The 18,503-nt window shown below is 60.8% G+C and carries 10 protein-coding genes; 7 read left to right on the top strand and 3 right to left on the bottom strand.

Going from position 1 to position 18,503, the window contains the following annotated elements:
• The first annotated feature begins 46 nt into the window (after positions 1-46).
• The 6 genes from NW805_RS03275 to NW805_RS03300 all read left to right on the top strand — a co-directional run bounded on the left by NW805_RS03275 (position 47) and on the right by NW805_RS03300 (position 13,617).
• Complete coding sequence (locus NW805_RS03275) at positions 47-2,941, top strand: helicase-related protein (RefSeq protein ID WP_414421617.1); 2,895 nt, start codon at positions 47-49, stop codon at positions 2,939-2,941.
• 1,582 nt (positions 2,942-4,523) lie between these two features.
• On the top strand, positions 4,524-7,445 hold the full coding sequence (locus NW805_RS03280; protein ID WP_414421618.1) for a DUF559 domain-containing protein: 2,922 nt from the start codon (positions 4,524-4,526) through the stop codon (positions 7,443-7,445).
• Positions 7,446-7,475: 30 nt separating this feature from the next.
• The gene (locus tag NW805_RS03285) at positions 7,476-7,682 is read left to right on the top strand and encodes a type II toxin-antitoxin system VapB family antitoxin (protein WP_414421619.1); all 207 of its coding nucleotides are present in this window, start codon (positions 7,476-7,478) and stop codon (positions 7,680-7,682) included.
• 92 nt (positions 7,683-7,774) lie between these two features.
• Complete coding sequence (locus NW805_RS03290; protein WP_414421620.1) at positions 7,775-11,824, top strand: DEAD/DEAH box helicase; 4,050 nt, start codon at positions 7,775-7,777, stop codon at positions 11,822-11,824.
• On the top strand, positions 11,818-12,822 hold the full coding sequence (locus NW805_RS03295) for a Zn-binding domain-containing protein (RefSeq protein ID WP_414421621.1): 1,005 nt from the start codon (positions 11,818-11,820) through the stop codon (positions 12,820-12,822). Before NW805_RS03290 ends, NW805_RS03295 begins: the two co-directional genes overlap by 7 nt.
• Positions 12,823-12,874: 52 nt before the next feature.
• Positions 12,875-13,617 (top strand): IS5-like element ISSoc13 family transposase gene (locus NW805_RS03300; RefSeq protein ID WP_414421273.1). Its coding sequence is split into 2 segments (ribosomal slippage): positions 12,875-13,193 and positions 13,193-13,617, totalling 744 coding nucleotides; the frame shifts between segments, so codons are not numbered across the junction.
• A 14-nt stretch (positions 13,618-13,631) separates the two neighbouring features.
• On the opposite strand, the gene NW805_RS03305 is transcribed toward NW805_RS03300, so the two are convergent.
• The 3 genes from NW805_RS03305 to pds form a co-directional block, all read right to left on the bottom strand.
• A complete protein-coding gene (locus tag NW805_RS03305; RefSeq protein WP_414342371.1) occupies positions 13,632-14,447 on the bottom strand; it encodes an ABC transporter permease in 816 nt (271 codons plus the stop codon).
• A gap of 75 nt (positions 14,448-14,522) precedes the next feature.
• Positions 14,523-15,410 (bottom strand): phytoene synthase, encoded by an 888-nt coding sequence (locus tag NW805_RS03310; protein WP_414421622.1) that lies wholly within the window; start codon positions 15,408-15,410, stop codon positions 14,523-14,525.
• A gap of 156 nt (positions 15,411-15,566) precedes the next feature.
• Positions 15,567-16,985, bottom strand: coding sequence for a 15-cis-phytoene desaturase (pds, locus tag NW805_RS03315; protein WP_414421623.1), 1,419 nt, complete (start codon positions 16,983-16,985; stop codon positions 15,567-15,569).
• Positions 16,986-17,192: 207 nt separating this feature from the next.
• Here pds and NW805_RS03320 point away from each other — a divergent pair, with 207 nt between their 5' ends.
• Positions 17,193-18,431 carry a phosphoglycerate kinase gene (locus NW805_RS03320; protein WP_414421624.1) on the top strand — a complete coding sequence of 413 codons (1,239 nt, stop codon included), beginning with the start codon at positions 17,193-17,195 and terminating at the stop codon, positions 18,429-18,431.
• The last annotated feature ends 72 nt before the right edge of the window (positions 18,432-18,503 follow it).

An 18,503-nucleotide genomic window follows, 5' to 3' on the forward strand; every position in this document is an offset into this window, starting at 1 on the left:
AGTATCTAAGATGCAATGGAAAAGGTAGGTCGCTCCCAGGGATCCCATGCAACCTGGCTCAATTGTCCGCTGCCGCAACCGCGAGTGGGTGGTGCTCCCCGCTGATTCAGAAGAAATTGTGGTGCTGCGGCCCCTCACCGGCACCCCAGAAGATGCGGTTTGCATTCACCGACACCTGATGAACCTTGTGGGCGGCACCTTGCCCTTCGAGCGAGTGGAGCCTACCGCCTTTCCTTGGCCCTCTGGGGATCATCCTGCCGATGCCACCAGTACCCTTCTCCTCTGGCAGGCGGCCCGGCTGATTTTACGGGAGGGCGCAACTCCCTTTCGCTCCCTGGGGCGCCTCTCGATTCGGCCACGGGTATACCAGTTTGTGCCCTTGCTCATGGCGCTGCGCCTCGATCCGGTGCGGCTATTGATTGCCGACGACGTAGGGGTGGGCAAGACCATCGAGGCGCTGCTGATAGCCAGGGAGCTTTTGGATCGCGGCGAGATCCGACGCCTTTGTGTCCTGTGCCCTCCCTATTTGTGCGAGCAGTGGGCCAGCGAGCTGGCCGAGAAGTTTAGCCTGGAGCCAGTGGTCATCCGCTCGGGAACGGTGGGGCAATTGGAGCGAAAAACCCCTGTTGGGCGCAGCCTCTACGAGCACTTTCCTGTCCAGGTGGCCAGCATTGACTTCGTCAAGACCGAGCGCAACCGCCACCCATTTCTGCAATTTTGTCCTGAGCTGGTCATTGCCGACGAAGTCCATGGGGCAGCGGCGGCCCATGGCAAAAACCAGCAGGAGCGCCACAGTCTGCTCAAAGCGGTGGCCCAAAACCCCAACCGCCACCTGATCCTGCTGACGGCAACTCCCCACAGCGGTGTCGAAGAGGCCTTCCGCTCGCTGCTGGGGCTGCTGCGGCCCGAGTTCGAGACATGGGATCTCCAGGATCTCAACGAAGACCAACGCGTCCAGCTAGCCCGTCATTTTGTCCAGCGCACGCGGCGAGATATTCGGGAAACTTGGCAGGAGCTCACCTGTTTTCCAACCCGGGAAGCTGAAGATGAAACCTACACCCTTTCTGAGGGGCAGCGCAAGCTGTTCGAGGACACCTATGGGTTTTGCTCGGAATTGGTGTGCACAGGGCAGCAACTAGAGAAGCGCCAGCAGCGAGTGCGCTACTGGGGAGCGCTGGCCCTTTTGCGCTGCGTAATGTCCAGCCCGGCGGCAGCAGTAGCGGCATTGCACAATCGCAGCGGAGCAACCCTGGAGGCAGAAGAAGAGGTTGAGGCAGAACTGAGCCGCTGGGTGTTCGAGTCGGCAGAAGAGCGTACCGACGATGAGCTGCCAACGCCAGCTCTTGAAGCCGCAGACCCAACCCTGCCGGATAGCGACCGCCGCCGGTTGCAGGCCCTGGCCCGTCTGGCCAAACAGCTCCAGGGCCCAGAGCACGACACCAAACTGGCGCGGGCCATCGAGCTGGTGAAAAAGTTGCTTCAGGAAGGTTTTCATCCCATCCTCTGGTGCCGCTACGTTGCCACTGCGGAGTATCTGGACAGTTACCTTCGGCAACAGCTGGGATCCCCAGCCCAAGTAGCCTGTGTAACGGGCAGGATGGGAGACGAGGAGCGGGAGGCCAAGATCGCGAACCTGGAAGTTGACCGACCACGGGTGCTGGTGGCCACCGACTGCCTCTCGGAAGGGATCAACCTGCAGGAAAAGTTTACAGCCGTCATCCACTACGACCTGCCCTGGAACCCCAATCGGCTGGAGCAGCGGGAGGGCCGGGTGGATCGCTACGGCCAAAAGGCCAGCCGGGTCAAGGTCATCCGCTTTTTTGGCCGCGACAACCCCGTAGATGGCGTGGTACTGGAGGTGTTGCTCAACAAAGCGCGGGAGATCCACCGCACCCTGGGCACCCACGTGCCTGTGCCGGAGGCTAGCGAAAGCGTTACCCAGGCTGTGCTCGAAGCCCTCTTCCTGCGCAAGGGACACTGGTCCGCCGAGCGCCAGCTAACCCTCGATCTTGGCGTGCCGGAAGTGGATGAGTTTCACCGGCGCTGGGATCGCTCTGTCGAACAGGAGCGGCGCAACCGCACCCGTTTTGCCCAGCGGGCCCTCAAGCCTGAGGCAGTGCAGCGGGAGCTGGAGGCCACCGATGCCGTGCTAGGGGATCCCGAAGCTGTGCGCGAATTCTTCCTGGCTGCCGCCCAGCGCCTCAACCTAGCCATAACCCCAGGGAAGCGGTCGGGGGTCTACCAGGTTAGCGTCGGCTCCGAAGCCACTGCCACCTTGCCGGAAGCCATTCGCCTGGCCCTGCCCTCTCCCAAAGGCGGGCGTTGGCTAATCAGCTTCGACTCGCCCACGCCCGAAGGTGCCGAATACATTGGCCGCAACCACCGCGTCGTGGTTGCCCTGGCCCAGTTTTTGCTGGAGGAAGCCCTCGACAACCCAGAGAAAGGGGATGCTGTCGTCTCCCGCTGCGGCGCTCTACGCACCCGAGCGGTAGTTGATCTTACAACTCTACTGCTGCTGCGGGTGCGCTACCTGGTGGAGCAACCCCAGGGGCAGCCTCTCTTGGCGGAAGAGGTGCTGGTGCTAGGCGGTGTTGGCCTGGAGAGCGGCGAGGCCCGCTGGCTGGAGACGGGCGCAGCTCTCCAACTGCTGGCCACGGCCAAGCCGGATGAGAACCTACCGCTAGCGGAAAAGCGGGAGCTGGTTCAGCATCTCCTGGCCTGTCTCGGCCCGTGGCAGGAGACAGAGGAAAACTGGGGAAGGGATCACCGGCTGCAGCAGGCGGCGCGGGAGCGGATTTTGCAGCGTGCTGCTGAGCTGGAGGCTGCCCATAGGCGCATCCGCCAAGCCGTGTCCCTACAGGGGCGGGGGCTGAAGGTGAAGCCGCAGCTTCCCCCCGATCTTTTAGGACTCCTTGTTCTCCAACCGGTGGTTTGCCGATGAGCGAGTTTTCTGGGGTACGCATCGAAGGAGGCCTGTTGGGGCCCGATATTCTCGAAAAGCTGCTGGCAGGGGATCTGCCAGGACAGAAGCCAGAAGACTTCGGCTTTAACAGCAAGCGCGGCCCAGTCGAAGAGATTGCCGCGGTCTTTGCCGATTGTCGAAAGTACTGGGAGGCCTTCCAGAGCCGCCTGCAGCGCCTGCCCGAAAGCGATCTCGCCACCAGCATCACCCGCGATGCCTGGGCGATCCCCTTCTTCAGTTTGCTGGGGATCGAGGTGCGCTATCAACCGCGCGCCTGCGAGGTGGACAGAATGAACTTCCCCATCTCGCATCGCATGGGCGAGGCGGAAGACGCGCCACCGGTGCACATCGTCGGCGCGCGCCAGGAGCTGGGCCGCGTGCCGGCTTCTGGCCGGCCTCGCCTGGCACCCCACTCGCTGCTGCAGGAGTATCTCAACCGCAGCGAGCACCTCTGGGGCATTGTTACCAACGGATTGACCCTGCGCCTCCTGCGGGACTCCACCTATGTGCGTCGGCAGGCCTATGTGGAGTTTGACCTGAAGCAGATCCTAGAGGAGCAGCGGTTTAACGACTTTGCTATCCTCTTTCGGCTGCTGCACCGCAGCCGCTTGCCCCAAACGGCAGAGCTAGCAGGGGATTGTCTGCTGGAAAAGTACTACCAACAGGCCCTGGAGCAGGGTGGCCGGGTACGGGAACGGCTGCGGGAGGGGGTTGAGGAGTGCATCAGGTTGCTGGCAAATGGGTTCCTGGCCCATCCCAAGAACCAGAGGCTGAGAGCGCGGCTCTTGTCGGATCCCAGGGAGCTCTACCGCCAACTGCTGCGCTTGGTCTACCGGTTCCTGTTCCTCTTGGTTTCCGAAGAGCGGGGGTTGATGAGCAGCGCGGCGCTCTATCGCGAGCACTACAGCGTGACGCGGCTGCGGCGGTTTTTGGATCGGCAAAGTGCCCAAGACGAACACGAGGATCTCTGGTGCAGCTTGCGGGTGCTCTGGAGGGTGCTTTCCCAAGAGGAGCTGGCGGAGCTGCTGGGGGCTGCTCCTCTCAACGGAGAGCTGTTTGCCCCTCTGGAGCTGGATGAGTGCAGCCTGAGCAACCGGGATCTGCTGCAAGCCTTTTCGCACCTAGCCTACTACCGAGAAAACCCCACCTCTCCCCTTCGGCGGGTCAACTACGCGGCGCTGGATGTAGAAGAACTGGGATCCGTCTACGAAAGCTTGCTCGACTACCAGCCTCAGATTGTAACTGGGCAAGGGGCGCCTCGCTTTGAGTTGAGCTACGGCTCAGAGCGCAAGAGCACGGGCTCTTACTACACCCCACCGGAGCTAGTGGCTGAACTGGTCCGCTCGGCGCTGGAGCCAGTGATTGAAGAACGGCTGAAAGCCGCTCGCCCACCTGAGGAAAAAGAGCAAGCGATTTTGTCCATCCGTGTGTGTGATCCCGCCTGCGGATCCGGTCACTTCCTGCTTGCTGCCGCCCGCAGGTTGGGCAAGGAACTGGCAAAGATCCGCACCGGCGAAGAGGAACCTGCCCCGAGTGCGTCCGCGAGGCCATCCGCGATGTGGTGGCGCACTGCATCTACGGCGTTGACAAAAACCCGCTGGCGGTGGAACTCTGCCGCGTGGCCCTGTGGCTGGAGGCCCACTGCGCCGGCAAGCCCCTCACCTTCCTGGATCACCACATCAAGTGCGGCGATTCGCTGGTGGGTGTCTTGGATTTGGCGATTTTGGAAAAGGGCATCCCCGATGAAGCCTTTACCCCGGTTAGCGCTGACTCCAAGGAGGCTGCCCGCTCGCTAAAGCAGCGCAATCGCACCGAGTGCCAGAGTTTGCAAACAGGGCAGCTTTCCCTTGCTTTTGACACTGACCAGGTGGTGGCTGAGCTTAGCCAGGAGCGACAGAAGCTAGAAGCCATTCCAGACAACTCCCCGGCAGAGGTTAGCCGCAAGCAGCAGCTCTACAGCCGCTACTGCCAAGACCCGCAACACCAAAAGCTAGTGGAAGCCTGCAACCTGTGGACAGCCGCTTTTTTCCAGCCCTTGATCCCTGACTTCTCTAGGGCCATTACCACCCAAGCCGTGGCTGATCGACTGCAGGAGAGAACCCCCTCCCAGGCCCTTGCCACTGCTCAGGCCCTCGCCGTCGAGAACCGGTTTTTCCACTGGCCGCTGGAGTTCCCGGAGGTGTTTGAAAGTGGCGGCTTCGATGTCATCCTCGGCAATCCACCCTGGGAACGCATCAAGTTGCAGGAAGAAGAGTTCTTTGCCAGCCGCAATACCGCCATTGCTCGGGCTCCGAATGCCGCCGCCCGTAAACGGCTGATCGCCGACCTACCCAAGACCAACCCCGCCCTCTGGCACGACTACCAGCGTGCCCTGCACGGCGCCGAAAGCACCAGCCGCTTTTTACGGGGCAGTGGGCAATATCCCCTCACCGGCCGCGGCGACATCAACACCTACTCGGTCTTCGCCGAACGGGTGCGTAGCCTGCTCAATATCCGGGGGCGGGCGGGCATCATCGTCCCCACCGGCATTGCCACCGACGCCACCAATCAGTTCTTCTTCGCCGATCTGGTAGAACAGGGACAACTGGCCAGTCTGTTCGATTTTGAAAACCGTGAAGCGCTCTTTCCCGGCGTACATCGCAGTTACAAATTCTGCCTGCTCACCCTCACTGGCAGCCGTACCCAGACCGACGCCACCACCTTTACCTTCTTCGCCACTCGCACCGAACATCTGCGCGACCCGCGTCGCGTTTTCACCCTCACAGCGGACGACATTGCCCGCATCAACCCCAACACCCGCACCCTGCCCGTCTTCCGCACCCGGCAAGACGCCGACCTCACCCGCGCCATCTACCAGCGCGTGCCGGTACTGGTGAACGAACGCACGGGAGAAAACCCCTGGGGCGTGCGCTTCTTGCGCATGTTCGATATGTCCAACGACTCGCACCTCTTCCGCACCCGTGCAGAGCTGGAAAAGCAAGGTTACCGGCTGGTGGGGAACCGGTTTGTGCCCTCACCCCCTGGCCCCCTCTCCCACACTGCGGGAGAGGGGGGAAGGATCGCAGCCCCCGACCTCTCTTCTCGCGCTGCGGGAGAGGGGGAGTACAAGTTACCCAGGGCCAGCCGGGAACTGATTGCCAGGGCGCGGCAGTTGCGTCGCGAGGCGACGACCGCCGAAAGCCTGCTCTGGGAATTGTTGCGTGACCGTCGGCTGCTAGGCCGAAAATTCCGACGTCAACATCCGATTGGACAATTCATCGCCGACTTCTTCTGTGACGATGCCCGCCTGATCATTGAGATAGATGGCGCCGTGCACCGCGAACCCACTCAGCAGGAACGCGACCGTTTGCGGGAGGAAATCCTGCGCGAACATGGCTTTGCCATGCTGCGCTTTACCAATGAGCAGATATTCAACCACACAGAACAAGTCCTCCAAGAGATTGCTGCCTATGTCACTGCCCATTCCTACGAGCATCCTTCTCCCCTCTCCCAAAGCCTTGGGAGAGGGGCCGGGGGTGAGGGCTACCTCCCCCTCTACGAAGCCAAGATGATCTGGCACTATGACCACCGCTACGGCACCTATGAGGGCGTGAGCGACCGCTCCAGCACCCAACTGCCCACCCCCAATGAGCGCCAGCACGCCGACCCGCACTTTGTTGTCCAGCCCTGGTACTGGGTGCCCGCTGAAGAAGTAACGAAGCGCCTGGGCGACTGGCAGCGCGGCTGGCTGCTCGGCTTCCGACGTATTACGAATGCAACAAATGAACGCACTGCCATATTTGCCTTAATACCCACGACAGGAGCCGGAGATAATGTATTTCTGCTGTTGCCAGATACCAACTCAGTACTCACAGCAACCCTGACAGGTAACTTGATTTCGCTCCCATTTGACTGGGTCGTTCGTCAAAAACTGGCAGGCGTTAACATGAACTTCTTTTACATCGAACAGTTCCCCGTCCTGCCGCCGGATGCCTACACCCCCGAGGATTTGCGCTTCATCGTCCCGCGCGCGCTGGAGCTGGTCTACACCTCCTGGGACATGAAACCCTTCGCCGACGACGTATGGCGAGAGGCAGACGAAGGATTGCGGGCTGTGATTAGACCTCACCCCCCGACCCCCTCGCCCGCAGCACTGGGTGAGGGCTTCCCCTTCCCGCCGTTCACCTGGAACGAGGAACGCCGCGCCATCCTCCGCGCTGAACTGGATGCGTACTACGCCCAGCTCTACGGCCTCACCCGCAAGCAACTGCGCTACATCCTCGACCCGGCAGACCTCACCGAACGCGAACTGGAAGACATACTCGACCCGCGGGAAGAGGTGGCAGACCCGCTCGACCCGGCTGGCTACGCTACCCGCGCTGCTGCTAGCACCTTCCCCGGCGAAACCTTTCGCGTGCTCAAGGAAAAAGAAATCCGCCAATTTGGCGAGTACCGCACCCGGCGGCTGGTGCTAGAGGCATGGGAGAAGCTGGCGCAACACTAATTTCATTATGCGTAAACAGGGGAGCTTCCCATGCGGACTAACGTTGTCTTGGATGACGAGCTGATCGAGTTGATCGAGCGGGCTCGCCAGCTAACCGGCCTCAAGACCAAGCGCGAGATAATTCACGAAGCGCTGCGCACCCTCATTCGGCTCTACGAGCAAGCCGAGATCCGCAACTTACGCGGCAAGTTGAAATGGGAGGGAGATCTGCACGAGCAACGCCTCCCCTCTCCCTAAGATCTCCCAGCCCAAGCCTCAGGGCGATCCTCTTGCAGTCGCTAGAACACCTGCTAGGCTTAACCTAGCCAAAATGGCTTTGGAGAGCCCCGATGGCCACCATTTTTGACCTGCACGAGAGGGTTCTAAAGGACTACGCCAATTTCGTCCGCTCCTTTTTTCTCATTGCCGACCCACGGGCACAGGCGTTTGTAGACCAAGCTCTGGAAGAAGGGATCCACCTCTGGCCAGAGCCGCTTGTGCAGCTTAGCCCTGCCTACGTAGCCGGCCCAACCGTTGATGAGTTGGCTGAAACGGGGCGGATTACTGAAGAAACAGCCCGCATCTTCCGCTCTGAGGACGGCAGACCCTTTCGTCTCTACCGCCACCAAGAGGAGGCCATCGCCAAAGCCTTGGCCGAGGAAAGCTTTGTGGTAACCAGCGGCACCGGTTCCGGCAAAAGCCTCTGCTATTTCCTGCCCATCATCGACAACTGGATCCGCCAGGGGGGATCCGTGGGCCAGGTGACGGCCCTAGTGGTCTATCCCATGAACGCGCTGGTGAACTCCCAGTACCAGGCTTTACAGGATCTCTGCCAGCGGTATGAGCGCCGCTACAGTCGCCCCTTTCCGCTGCGCTTTGCCAAATACACCGGCGAAACCGAGGAAAGCGATCGGGAAAACCTGCGGCGGGATCCACCCCAGCTCCTGCTGACCAACTACGTGATGGCCGAGGTACTGTTGGTGCGCCCCGAAGATCAGCGCTTCCTCAGCCCCAACGGCCTGCGCTTTCTGGTCTTTGACGAGCTGCACACCTACCGGGGTCGGCAGGGGGCCGACGTGGCCATGCTGGTTCGCCGCCTCAAGGGACGCTGCGCCGCCAAGAACCTGGTGCACATTGGCACCAGCGCCACCATGATCTCCCGCCCCGAGGCCAGTGCCCTGGAGCGCCGCCAGACCGTGGCCGACTTCGCCAGCCGCTTCTTTGGCCATCCCTTCACACCGGAGCAGATTATCGAGGAGACCCTGGCCCCTTTGAGCGAAGGTGGCCCGCCTTCACCTGAAGAGCTCAAACCCGTCCTCGATCCCCCCTGGCCCACCGACCTAGCTAGCCTGCGCCGCCACCCCTTGATGCGCTGGTTGGAGTACGAGCTGGGCCTAGAGTTCAGTCCCGACGGCAGCCTCAAGCGCCGCGTGCCCAGGGAGCTCTCCGAGGTGGCCGCCCAACTGGCCCAACTGACCGGCACCGCTAGCGAAAACTGTGCGGCAACGCTGCGCCAGTTCCTTGCCCACGCCAGCAGCCTCAAAGACGACCACAGCCGAGGAGTGGCCTTCAAGCTGCACCAGTTTATCTCCCAAGGCCGCACCCTCTACGCCACCCTGGAGAGTCGGGAAAAGCGGCAATTTTCCCTAGAAGGGCAGATGCAGGCGGGGGAGGGCAAGCTCTTTTTCCCCGTCAAGTTCTGCCGCCAGTGTGGGCAGGACTACTACCACGTCCTCAAGTCCAGGGATCAGTTCCTGCCCTATCCCGTGGGAGAAGAGGTGGAGCAGGACGAAGACCAGCAAGCCGGTTACCTGAGCTTGGATCCTCTTGACAACGAGTGGTCGCTGGAGCAGATCCCCGAAGACTGGTACACCCCTGAGGGCAGACTCAGGACCGACTGGGGAAAGCGCATCCCCCAAGCGGTCTGGGTGCGCCCAGATGGATCCTTTTCCGAGTACCCCCAGGCGGAGGCGCAGAAGATGTGGTGGCAGCCCCACCCCTTTTCCCTGTGCCTGGCCTGCGGCGAGTACTACAGTGGCCGCGAGCGGGAGTTTGTCAAGCTGGCTTCCCTTTCTAGCGAGGGCCGCTCCAGCGCCACCACCATCCTTGCCACCTCCCTACTGCGCCATGCCGAGCAAACCCAGGCCGCTTGCAGCAAGCTGCTGACTTTTACCGACAACCGCCAGGACGCCTCCCTGCAGGCCGGCCACTTCAACGATTTTGTGCATGTGGCCCTTCTGCGGGCCTCGCTCTATGCTGCCCTCCTCAAGAAAAAAGAGCTGGGCTTTGACGAGGTGGCCCAGGAAGTGGTGCGGGCTTCTGGCCTGGAGCTTGCTGACATCGCCCAAAACCCGGCTTTGGACCCTGCCTCGCCCAGTGCCGAGGAAGTGTGGCAGACCTTTAGCGAGCTAACCGAATACCGGCTCTATGAAGATCTGCGGCGCGGCTGGCGGGTTACCCACCCCAACTTGGAACAGGTGGGCCTGCTGAAAATCGAGTACCGCGGCCTCGGGGAGCTCTGCCAAAATTCAGCCCTGGCTTCCCTTCACCCCTGGTTTGCCCAAGCCAGCCCTGAGGAGCAAGAGCAACTGCTGCGGGCTCTGTTGGATCAGTTTCGGCGCAAATTGGCCATCGATGTGCCCGTGCTCAAGGCAGAGCCCCAGAGAAGGCTGCGCCGGCGCGCCCAGCAATATCTCAATGAGTTTTGGGGCCTGGAAGAGCATGAGGAGTTGCGGACGGCTCGCTGCTTTGGCCAGAACCCTTCCCGGGAAAACGGGCAAATGCTCAGCCTGGGCCCCCGCAGCACCATTGGTCGCTTCCTCCGCAGGCGCCTTGATCTGAACCAAGAAGCCTACGACAGGTTTTTGGAGTCCCTGCTGTCTCTCCTGGTCAGCCAGGGCCTGCTACGGCGCCACGTGGAAAATGGCCAGGTAACCTACCAGCTAGACGCCGGCTGTCTGCGCTGGTGTCTGGGGGATGGCCTGCCGCCGCCGGATCCTCTGTATTCCCGCAGCGCCCAGCAGGAGGGCTACACCTCTGTCCGCCGTCCCATCAACCCCTTCTTTCAGGAGCTCTACCGAGCCGGGGCAGCAGGGCTAGGATCCCTGGAGGCCAGAGAGCACACGGCTCAGGTGGTTCGCCTAGGGGAGCGGGAGCGGCGAGAAAAGCGCTTTCGCGGCGAGGAGAGGGATCGCCGCCTTCCCTACCTAATCTGCTCGCCCACCCTGGAGCTGGGGGTCGATATTGCCGATTTGGATCTGGTGCATCTGCGCAACGTGCCCCCCACACCCGCCAACTACGCCCAGCGCAGCGGTCGGGCAGGCCGCCAGGGGCAGCCGGGACTCATCATCACCTATTGCGGGGCTTTCAATAGCCACGACCAGTACTACTTCCGCCGCTGCCCCGAGATGGTGGCCGGTCGCGTGCGCCCTCCCCGCCTGGATCTAGCCAACGAATCGCTGCTGCGGGCCCACATCCACGCCGTCTGGCTGGCCCAGGTGCGCCTGCCCTTGGGCAACTCCATCGAAACGGTCATCAACTTGGATCGGCCAGAGTTGCCCCTGCGGGAAGAGGTGGTTGCCTCCATCCAGCTAGGGGAGGCAGCCCGCCAAGAGGTGGCGGAGCGGGTGGAAGCGCTCTTGGCTGCTGACCGGGAAGTGCTAGAGCGCAGCGGCTGGTTTAGCCGGCGCTGGATCCAGCAGGTTATTGAAGAAGCCCCCCGCGCCTTTGACCGCGCTTTTGACCGCTGGCGGGAGCTCTATCGGGCCGCCACGCAACAGTTGGAAGCCGCTAACCAGCAACTGCAGACGGCTCGCCGTCGGGAAGACCAGCAGGAAGCCAGGCGCCGCCAGCAGGAGGCTCTGCGCCAGCGGAACCTACTGTTGCAAATCGATACCCAGCGGGAGGAAAGCGACTTCTACCCCTACCGCTACCTAGCCAGCGAGGGGTTCCTGCCCGGCTACAACTTCCCCGCCTTGCCCGTGCGGGCCTGGGTGCCCCGCGGCAGCGAAGGGGAGTTCATCGCCCGGCCCCGGTTTTTGGCCATTCGCGAGTTTGCCCCCCACAACTTCCTCTACCACGAGGGCTGCCAGTGGGAATCGGTGGCCTTTCAGGCTCCGCCCGGCGGCCTGGAGGAGCGCAAAAGCAGCCACAAGCTCTGCTTTAGCTGTGGGGCCTTTGGGGATCCCTCCTTGGATTGCTGCCCCGTCTGCGGTACCCGCTTCGATGGGCAAAATAGCCTTTTAGCGCAGCTTCTGGAAATGCCTAATGTGCGCATGCGGCGCCGGGATCGCATTACTGCCGACGAAGAAGAGCGGCGGCGACAGGGATACGAGCTGCAGACTTTCTTCAGTTTGCTCCCGAAAGTTCAGGCTACCGCGTCCAGGAAGCCGACGTGCTAAGGGGCGAAACTCCCCTGCTGCAGTTGCGCTATGCCCCAGCCGCCACGCTACTGCGCATCAACTCCGGCTGGCGGGGCAGTGGGGGGCGAGGTTTCCTGGTCAACTTTGACAATGGCGAAGTCCCTTCTCGAGATCAGCTGGGGGGCCATAGAGCCAGCTCGTCTAGCCAGATGTCCTTGCAGCCCATCCGCCTGGCAGTGCGCGCTACCCAAAACCTCTTGCTGGTGCGGCTGGTTCAGCCCAGCCTGGGGAATCTGCAGGCCCTAGAAACGACCCTGCGCTATGCCCTCAAGCGGGGAATCGAGGAGACCTTTGAGCTGGAGGAGACGGAGCTGGCGGCCGAGTCCATTGGCCAGGGATCCCATCAGGCCATGCTCTTCTACGAAACAGCAGAAGGGGGCGCTGGCGTCCTGCGGCGCCTGGTGGAAGAGCCCCAGGCTCTAGCGGAAGTGGCCCAAGTGGCGCTGGAGATCTGTCACTTCCAGCTTTCAGAGGCCGGGATCCAAGACCTGTGGCCCGAATGCCGAGCAGCCTGCTACGAATGCCTGCTCAGCTATGCCAACCAACGGGAAGCGCTGCAGCTTGACCGCTATCAGATCCGGGATCTTTTGGGCCTGCTGGCCAACAGCCGCACCGAGCTGCGCTCCCTGGGTCGCTCCCGCCAAGAGCACCTGGAGTGGCTGCGCCAGCTCCTGGACCCTCGCTCTGAACTGGAGCGCCGCTTTCTCGAAACGCTGGCAGCAGGAGGGTATCGGCTGCCTGAGGATGCCCAGAAAGCCATTGCCGATCCCGACTGCGTCGTTGACTTCTTCTACAGCCCCAACATCTGCATCTTCTGCGATGGCCCAGTCCACGACCAGCCTGCCCAAGCGGAACGGGATCGCCAACTGCGCTCGCAGCTGCAGGGACGGGGCTACCGCGTGCTTGTTCTGCGCTACAACCAAGATTTGCAAGAGCAGCTGGCTCGCTACCCAGAAGTATTTGGCAAGGGCAGCTAGGTCGTGTTGATCTTATGTTAGGATAGAGAGAGTAATTTATAGAGGAAAGAGGATGAAGTTGGTTTTTTTAGATGAAAACAAATGGCAGAAGATATTGGCTTTTTTACAGACAGAAGAGAGAGTTAACATTGGGAAAGAAGCAAACTGCAAACAGTTTATTGAAGCAGTTCTTTGGATAGCCCGTTCCGGTGCTCCTTGGCGCTACCTCCCAGAAGGATATGGCAAATGGTACACCATCTATCAAAGATTCCACCGGTGGAGTCGTTTTGGAGTGTGGGAACGGATGTTCAAGTATTTTATTGACGACCCTGATTTAGAGCATCTCATTATTGATTCAACCACGGTTCGAGCGCACTCCTGTGCTGCCGGAAAAAAGGGGAGCAAGCTTTGGGGAGAAGCCGAGGCGGATACAGCACCAAGATTCATGTGAGTGTAGATGGGTTGGGAAATCCGCTGGAATTGAGAATAACTGGCGGAGAAAAGAGCGATATTACTCAAGGGGAAGAATTGATAGAGGGCTGGCAGAGAAAGGATACCAAAGTAATTGGGGATAAAGGATATGATGCGGATAAGTTGATTAAGAAGATAGGGGAAGCTCAAGCGGTTATTCCGCCTAAAAGGAATAGAAAGACGCAGCGGCATTATGACAAGCATCTGTATAAAGAGAGGCATTTAATCGAATGCTTTTTTCATAAGTTAAAGCAGTACCGGCATCTATGTTCTCGTTTTGACAAATTGGCCAGGAACTTCTTGAGTTTTCTCTATCTCGTCAGTGCTCTCTTTTGGCTCAAATGAAAGATCAACACAACCTAGTCCTGCTGGTGGGAAAACAGATAAGCTCCCACAAAAGCCAGGATTACCGCCAAGCCGCCCAAAACTCCCACCGTGTACCAGGGAAACTCCGCAAGCGGCTGGTAGGCGGCTGCCCGCATGCCAATGCTGGCGTAGGAAAGGGGCAGGCAATAGACCAGCACCTGCAGGTAGGTCGGCAACTGGGCGGGATCGAAAAAGGTGGCCCCTAGGAAAGACATGGGCGTAATCAAAAAGTTGGTTAGCACGCCCACACTCTCCAGGCTGGGCACCTTCAAGCCAGCAATTACCCCAATGCCGGCAAAGACGGCGCAATCCAAAAGTAGAACCAACAGCGACAAGGGGTGAAGCAGGCCCCAGGCCCCCGTACCCAGCACCCCCACCGCCAACACCCCCAAGGCCGTCAGCAGGCCGCGGGCAATGCCCGCCAGCACCTTGCCCAGATGCAAAGACAAGGGGTGCACCGGCAACAGCAGCAGCTCTTCAAAGCTCTTGGTAAATAGCCGCGATCCACAAATGGAGAAGGTGGTGCCGGCAAAGCTGATGGTCATGGCTGAAAGAGCCACCATCCCCGGCAAGATAAAGCGCAAATAAGAACCTGCCGCCGTGGATCCGGCCACCTCGGCCAAAGCTTCGGCCCGCAGGGATCCCCCTAGGCCCACCCCAAAGGCAACAATGTAGATGAGGGGAGCCACCAGCCCCGAGGCCACCACCTGCCAAACTCGCCCCCGCAGATCCAGCCAGTCGCGCCAGAAGATGGTTAAACTGTCTTCCCAGATTCGCTGATAGGGTAGGGTCAGGGCACGGCTTACCATAGGTTTTCTTCGCTGTATTAGAGGTCTTCTTGTTTTCTGCTGCCGCGGCCGTGGGGAACTGCTTGCTGCTCCCCACTAGTAACCGTAGTAGTTGGAGCGCCGCGACCGCCACCAGGCCACCGGCAGCGCCAATGCCTTGCTGAGAGTGGACACGTAAGCGCGGGTGCGAAAAACCTGGTAGTGGTTGCGCTCGATGGCGTTGAGAATCTGCCGGTAGAGCATCAAGGAAGCGGCTACCGGCCAGCGGGAGTCCGGCTGCAGGGTAGGGATCCCCCGTTCCGCTTGGGCATAGAGCTCTCTAGCCCGCCGGATCTCATAGTCCATCAAAGCCATCCAGCGCTCGTCAATAACATAGTTAAACAGGTCCCGCTCGGAGTAGTTGAAGCGGCGCAGATCTTCCAGGGGGATGTAGATCCGCCCACGGCGGGCGTCCTCTCCCACATCCCGCAAGATGTTGGTTAGTTGCATGGCGATCCCCAGCGCCACCGCCTCCTCGCGGCCATCCCGGCCCGGCACAAACCCCATGATCTCCGAGCACATCAGCCCCACCACCCCAGCCACGCGGTAGCAGTAGACCCGCAGATCCTCCCAGGTGGCGTAGCGCTGGGTATCCAAGTCCATGCTCTGCCCCCGCAACATCTCGCGGAAGGGCTCAATGGAGAGGCAGTAGGTGCGGATGGTGTGGATCAAAGCGAGGTCCGTGGGGACTTGCGGCTCGCCTCCCTGGAAGAGCGACTCCAGATGGGATCCCCACTGCTCCAGCTTGCTGCGGGTGACCTCCACCTCTGCCTGGCTGGCTTCCAGTCCATCCAGCAACTCATCGGTTTGCCGCAGCCAAGCGTAGATGGCCCAGATGGCCCGCCGTTTGGACTGGGGCAAGAGCAGGGATCCCAGGTAGAAAGTCTTAGCGTGCTTGGCCGTAATCTGGCGACAGAGGGCAAAAGATTGCTCAAGCGGACTCATCTGGCTATCTCCAGGAGCACAGGGCCAGGATAGAGAAGGAAGAGGAACGGCGAGGGCACATATCAACACTACGGGAAAGCGGACGCCGCGGATAGCCTAGAAGAGGTTGTGGGGAAAAGAAAGATTCAAAAGGCATAGGAGGCGGACGGCGGAGAGCTAGACCCCCGCAGCTGCCAGAGTTGAGGCCGAGACAGAAGCGCGTTGAAATGGGATCTCCTTGTTGATGGCCTCCGCCGCCCACTTGCCGGAGAGGATGGCCCCCTCCATGCTGCCCAGGAAGGGCTGTAGGGTGTAGCTGCCCGCCAAGAAGAAGTTGGGAATAGGGGTAACTTGAGTGGGGCGATACTGCTGTCTGCCAGGGGTAGCCTTGTAGACCGAGCGCGGCGTTTTCACCACCACCCACTTGCGCACGCGGGCGGGGTTGGGGCCGGTAAGGTGCTGGGGAAAGAGTTTTTTCAGTTCCTCCAGCGTGGCGGCAAAGATCTCCTCATCGCCGCGATCAATCCACTCGGCAGCCGGAGCCAGCACCAGCTCCAACATGGACCGCTCCGGATCGGCATAGGCCCGGCAGGTGTTGCTCATGTCGGCATACACGCTCAATAGCGGCGAGCGGGAAAACAAGGAGTGATCGATGTGAGTAATCTTGCGGTCAAACCAGATCTGCAGGCTAATTACTGGCACCCCCTCCAGTTCACGCAGCTTTTGGAAAAAGGGGATCCCCCACCACTGCGCCGGCAGCAGCTCCTTGAGCGCGTCCACCGAAAGGGCCGAGACATAGGCATCGGCAGTCACCTCCACCGGCCCAGAGGGGGTGGCTAAGCAAAACCCGGCCACGCTGTTATCGAGGTTGAGACGAATGTCCTGCAACGCCGCCTTCAAATGCACTTCCCCCCCACGGGCGACAATGTAGTCCACCATCGGCTGGCAGAGCCGCTCTGGGGGAGCGCCGTCTAGGTAGGCAATCCTAGAGCCATCTTTTTGCTGCAAAAAGCGGTTCAAGGCCGTCAGGGGCACCATGGCCGAGATCTCCTCCGGGTTGATGAAGGCCAGGGCCTTGGAGACGGCAATGAAAATATCGGTGTTGACCCGCTCGTCAATACCCTGCCGCCGCAGCCATTCCAAGAGGCTATAGCGATCCATCTGCTCCACATAGCGCTGGCCGCGAATCATGGCCGGCACCAGCCCCAGGGCAAACTTCACCTTTTCCCCCCAGGTGAGCATGTCGTTGTTGCGCAAGATGCCGACAATGGCGTTGAAAGGAGCGGGAATATCCGGCAGGTCAAAGCGGGAATAGGTGCCCGGCTTGTCCGGCTGGTTGAAAATCAAGCTGTGTTCCTTCCACTGCAGGCGATCGGAGATGCCCAGCTCCCGGAACAGCTGCAACGTGTTGGGGTAGGCGCCAAAAAAGTTGTGCAGCCCCGTCTCGATCCAGTCGCCGTCGGCATCTTTCCAGGCAGCCACCAGGCCACCCAAAACATCCCGCCGCTCAAAGAGGAGCGGTTGATGCCCGGCATCGCAGAGATACTTGGCACAGGCCAGCCCGGCCAGCCCGCCACCAGCAATGGCAACACGCATGAGGGTAACGACAGAGCAACATTTTTATTCTATTTGCAAACCGTTACAATTGCCGGGGCCAAGGGGCAGACGGAAGGCCGACCCAGCAAAAGCAGCGGAACAAGGGGATCCCTGAGCCCATCGGTCTCGCTGTCGGGATCCCAATCGCTGGTAGGATACATACGGAAGAAAAAATAAAGATTTTCTGCAGTCCGGGGGAAAACAACGATGGCCAAACAAACACTGGGATCCCTGCTGTCATCTGGCTTTGATTTAAACGGCAAGCGCGTGCTGGTGCGCGCCGACTTCAACGTCCCGTTGGATCCCCAGGGCAACATCACCGACGACACCCGCATTCGCGCCTCCCTGCCCACCATCCACGCCCTCACCCAGGCAGGCGCCAAAGTGATCCTCACCAGCCACCTGGGCCGCCCCGTCAAGAAGGACAAAGAGACAGGCGCGGTTAAGGTCGCCCGCGAGGGCAATAGCCTGGCCCCCGTAGCCACCCGTCTTTCTCAATTGCTGGGCCAGCCGGTTGCCTTTGCCCCCGACTGCATCGGCCCTGAGGCCGAGGCGGTAGTGAACCGCCTGGAAAACGGCCAGGTGGCCCTGCTGGAAAACGTCCGCTTCTACCCAGAAGAGGAGGACAACGACCCGGAATTTGCCCGCAAGCTGGCCTCACTGGCCGACCTGTTTGTCAACGACGCCTTTGGCAGCGCCCACCGCGCCCACGCCTCCACTGCCGGCGTCACCGCCTACCTCCAGCCTGCTGTGGCCGGCTACCTGGTGGAAAAGGAGCTGCAGTTTCTTTCGGGCGCCATCGAGAATCCGCGGCGCCCCTTGGCGGCCATCATCGGCGGCTCCAAAGTCTCCACTAAGATCGGCGTCATTGAGCGGCTCCTGGAAAAAGTGGACAAGCTCCTGCTGGGCGGCGGCATGATCTTTACCTTTTACCAAGCCCAGGGCCTCAAGACCGGCAAATCCCTGGTAGAAACCGACAAGCTGGATCTCGCCCGCTCCCTGATGGAAAAAGCCAAAGAGCGGAGGGTGGAGCTGCTGCTGCCGGTGGATGTGGTGGTAGCCGATAGGTTTGACAAAGATGCCCAGGCCCAGACCGTTTCCATCCACGCCATCCCCGAGGATTGGATGGGCTTGGACATCGGCCCGGAATCGATCAAAGCCTTCCAGGCTGCCCTGCAGGGGTGCCAAACCGTGGTCTGGAATGGGCCAATGGGCGTGTTCGAATTCGACCGCTTTGCCCTGGGCACAGAAGCCATTGCCCGCACCCTGGCCGATCTCACTCAAGCGGGAGCCACCACCATCATCGGCGGCGGCGACTCGGTGGCAGCTGTCGAGAAAGTTGGCCTCGCTGACAAGATGACCCACATCTCCACCGGCGGCGGGGCCAGCTTGGAGCTATTGGAAGGCAAAGTGCTGCCCGGCATTGCCGCTCTCACAGAAGCGTAGGTTCCTCCTTCGGGTCGCAGCCCCTCCAATCCAAAAACCAAGCCAAAAAGTAGGGGCTGGATTCAGCCCCTC

Origin of the sequence: Synechococcus sp. W60.1, assembly GCF_047461575.1 — a bacterium.
Classification (GTDB): Bacteria; Cyanobacteriota; Cyanobacteriia; order Thermostichales; family Thermostichaceae; genus Thermostichus.

Coding starts and splice junctions, on each gene's coding strand:
- NW805_RS03320 (WP_414421624.1), top strand. CDS start 17,193: ATGGCCAAACAAACACTGGGATCCCTGCTGTCATCTGGCTTTGATTTA.
- NW805_RS03275 (WP_414421617.1), top strand. CDS start 47: ATGCAACCTGGCTCAATTGTCCGCTGCCGCAACCGCGAGTGGGTGGTG.
- NW805_RS03290 (WP_414421620.1), top strand. CDS start 7,775: ATGGCCACCATTTTTGACCTGCACGAGAGGGTTCTAAAGGACTACGCC.
- NW805_RS03285 (WP_414421619.1), top strand. CDS start 7,476: ATGCGGACTAACGTTGTCTTGGATGACGAGCTGATCGAGTTGATCGAG.
- pds (WP_414421623.1), bottom strand. CDS start 16,985: ATGCGTGTTGCCATTGCTGGTGGCGGGCTGGCCGGGCTGGCCTGTGCC.
- NW805_RS03305 (WP_414342371.1), bottom strand. CDS start 14,447: ATGGTAAGCCGTGCCCTGACCCTACCCTATCAGCGAATCTGGGAAGAC.
- NW805_RS03310 (WP_414421622.1), bottom strand. CDS start 15,410: ATGAGTCCGCTTGAGCAATCTTTTGCCCTCTGTCGCCAGATTACGGCC.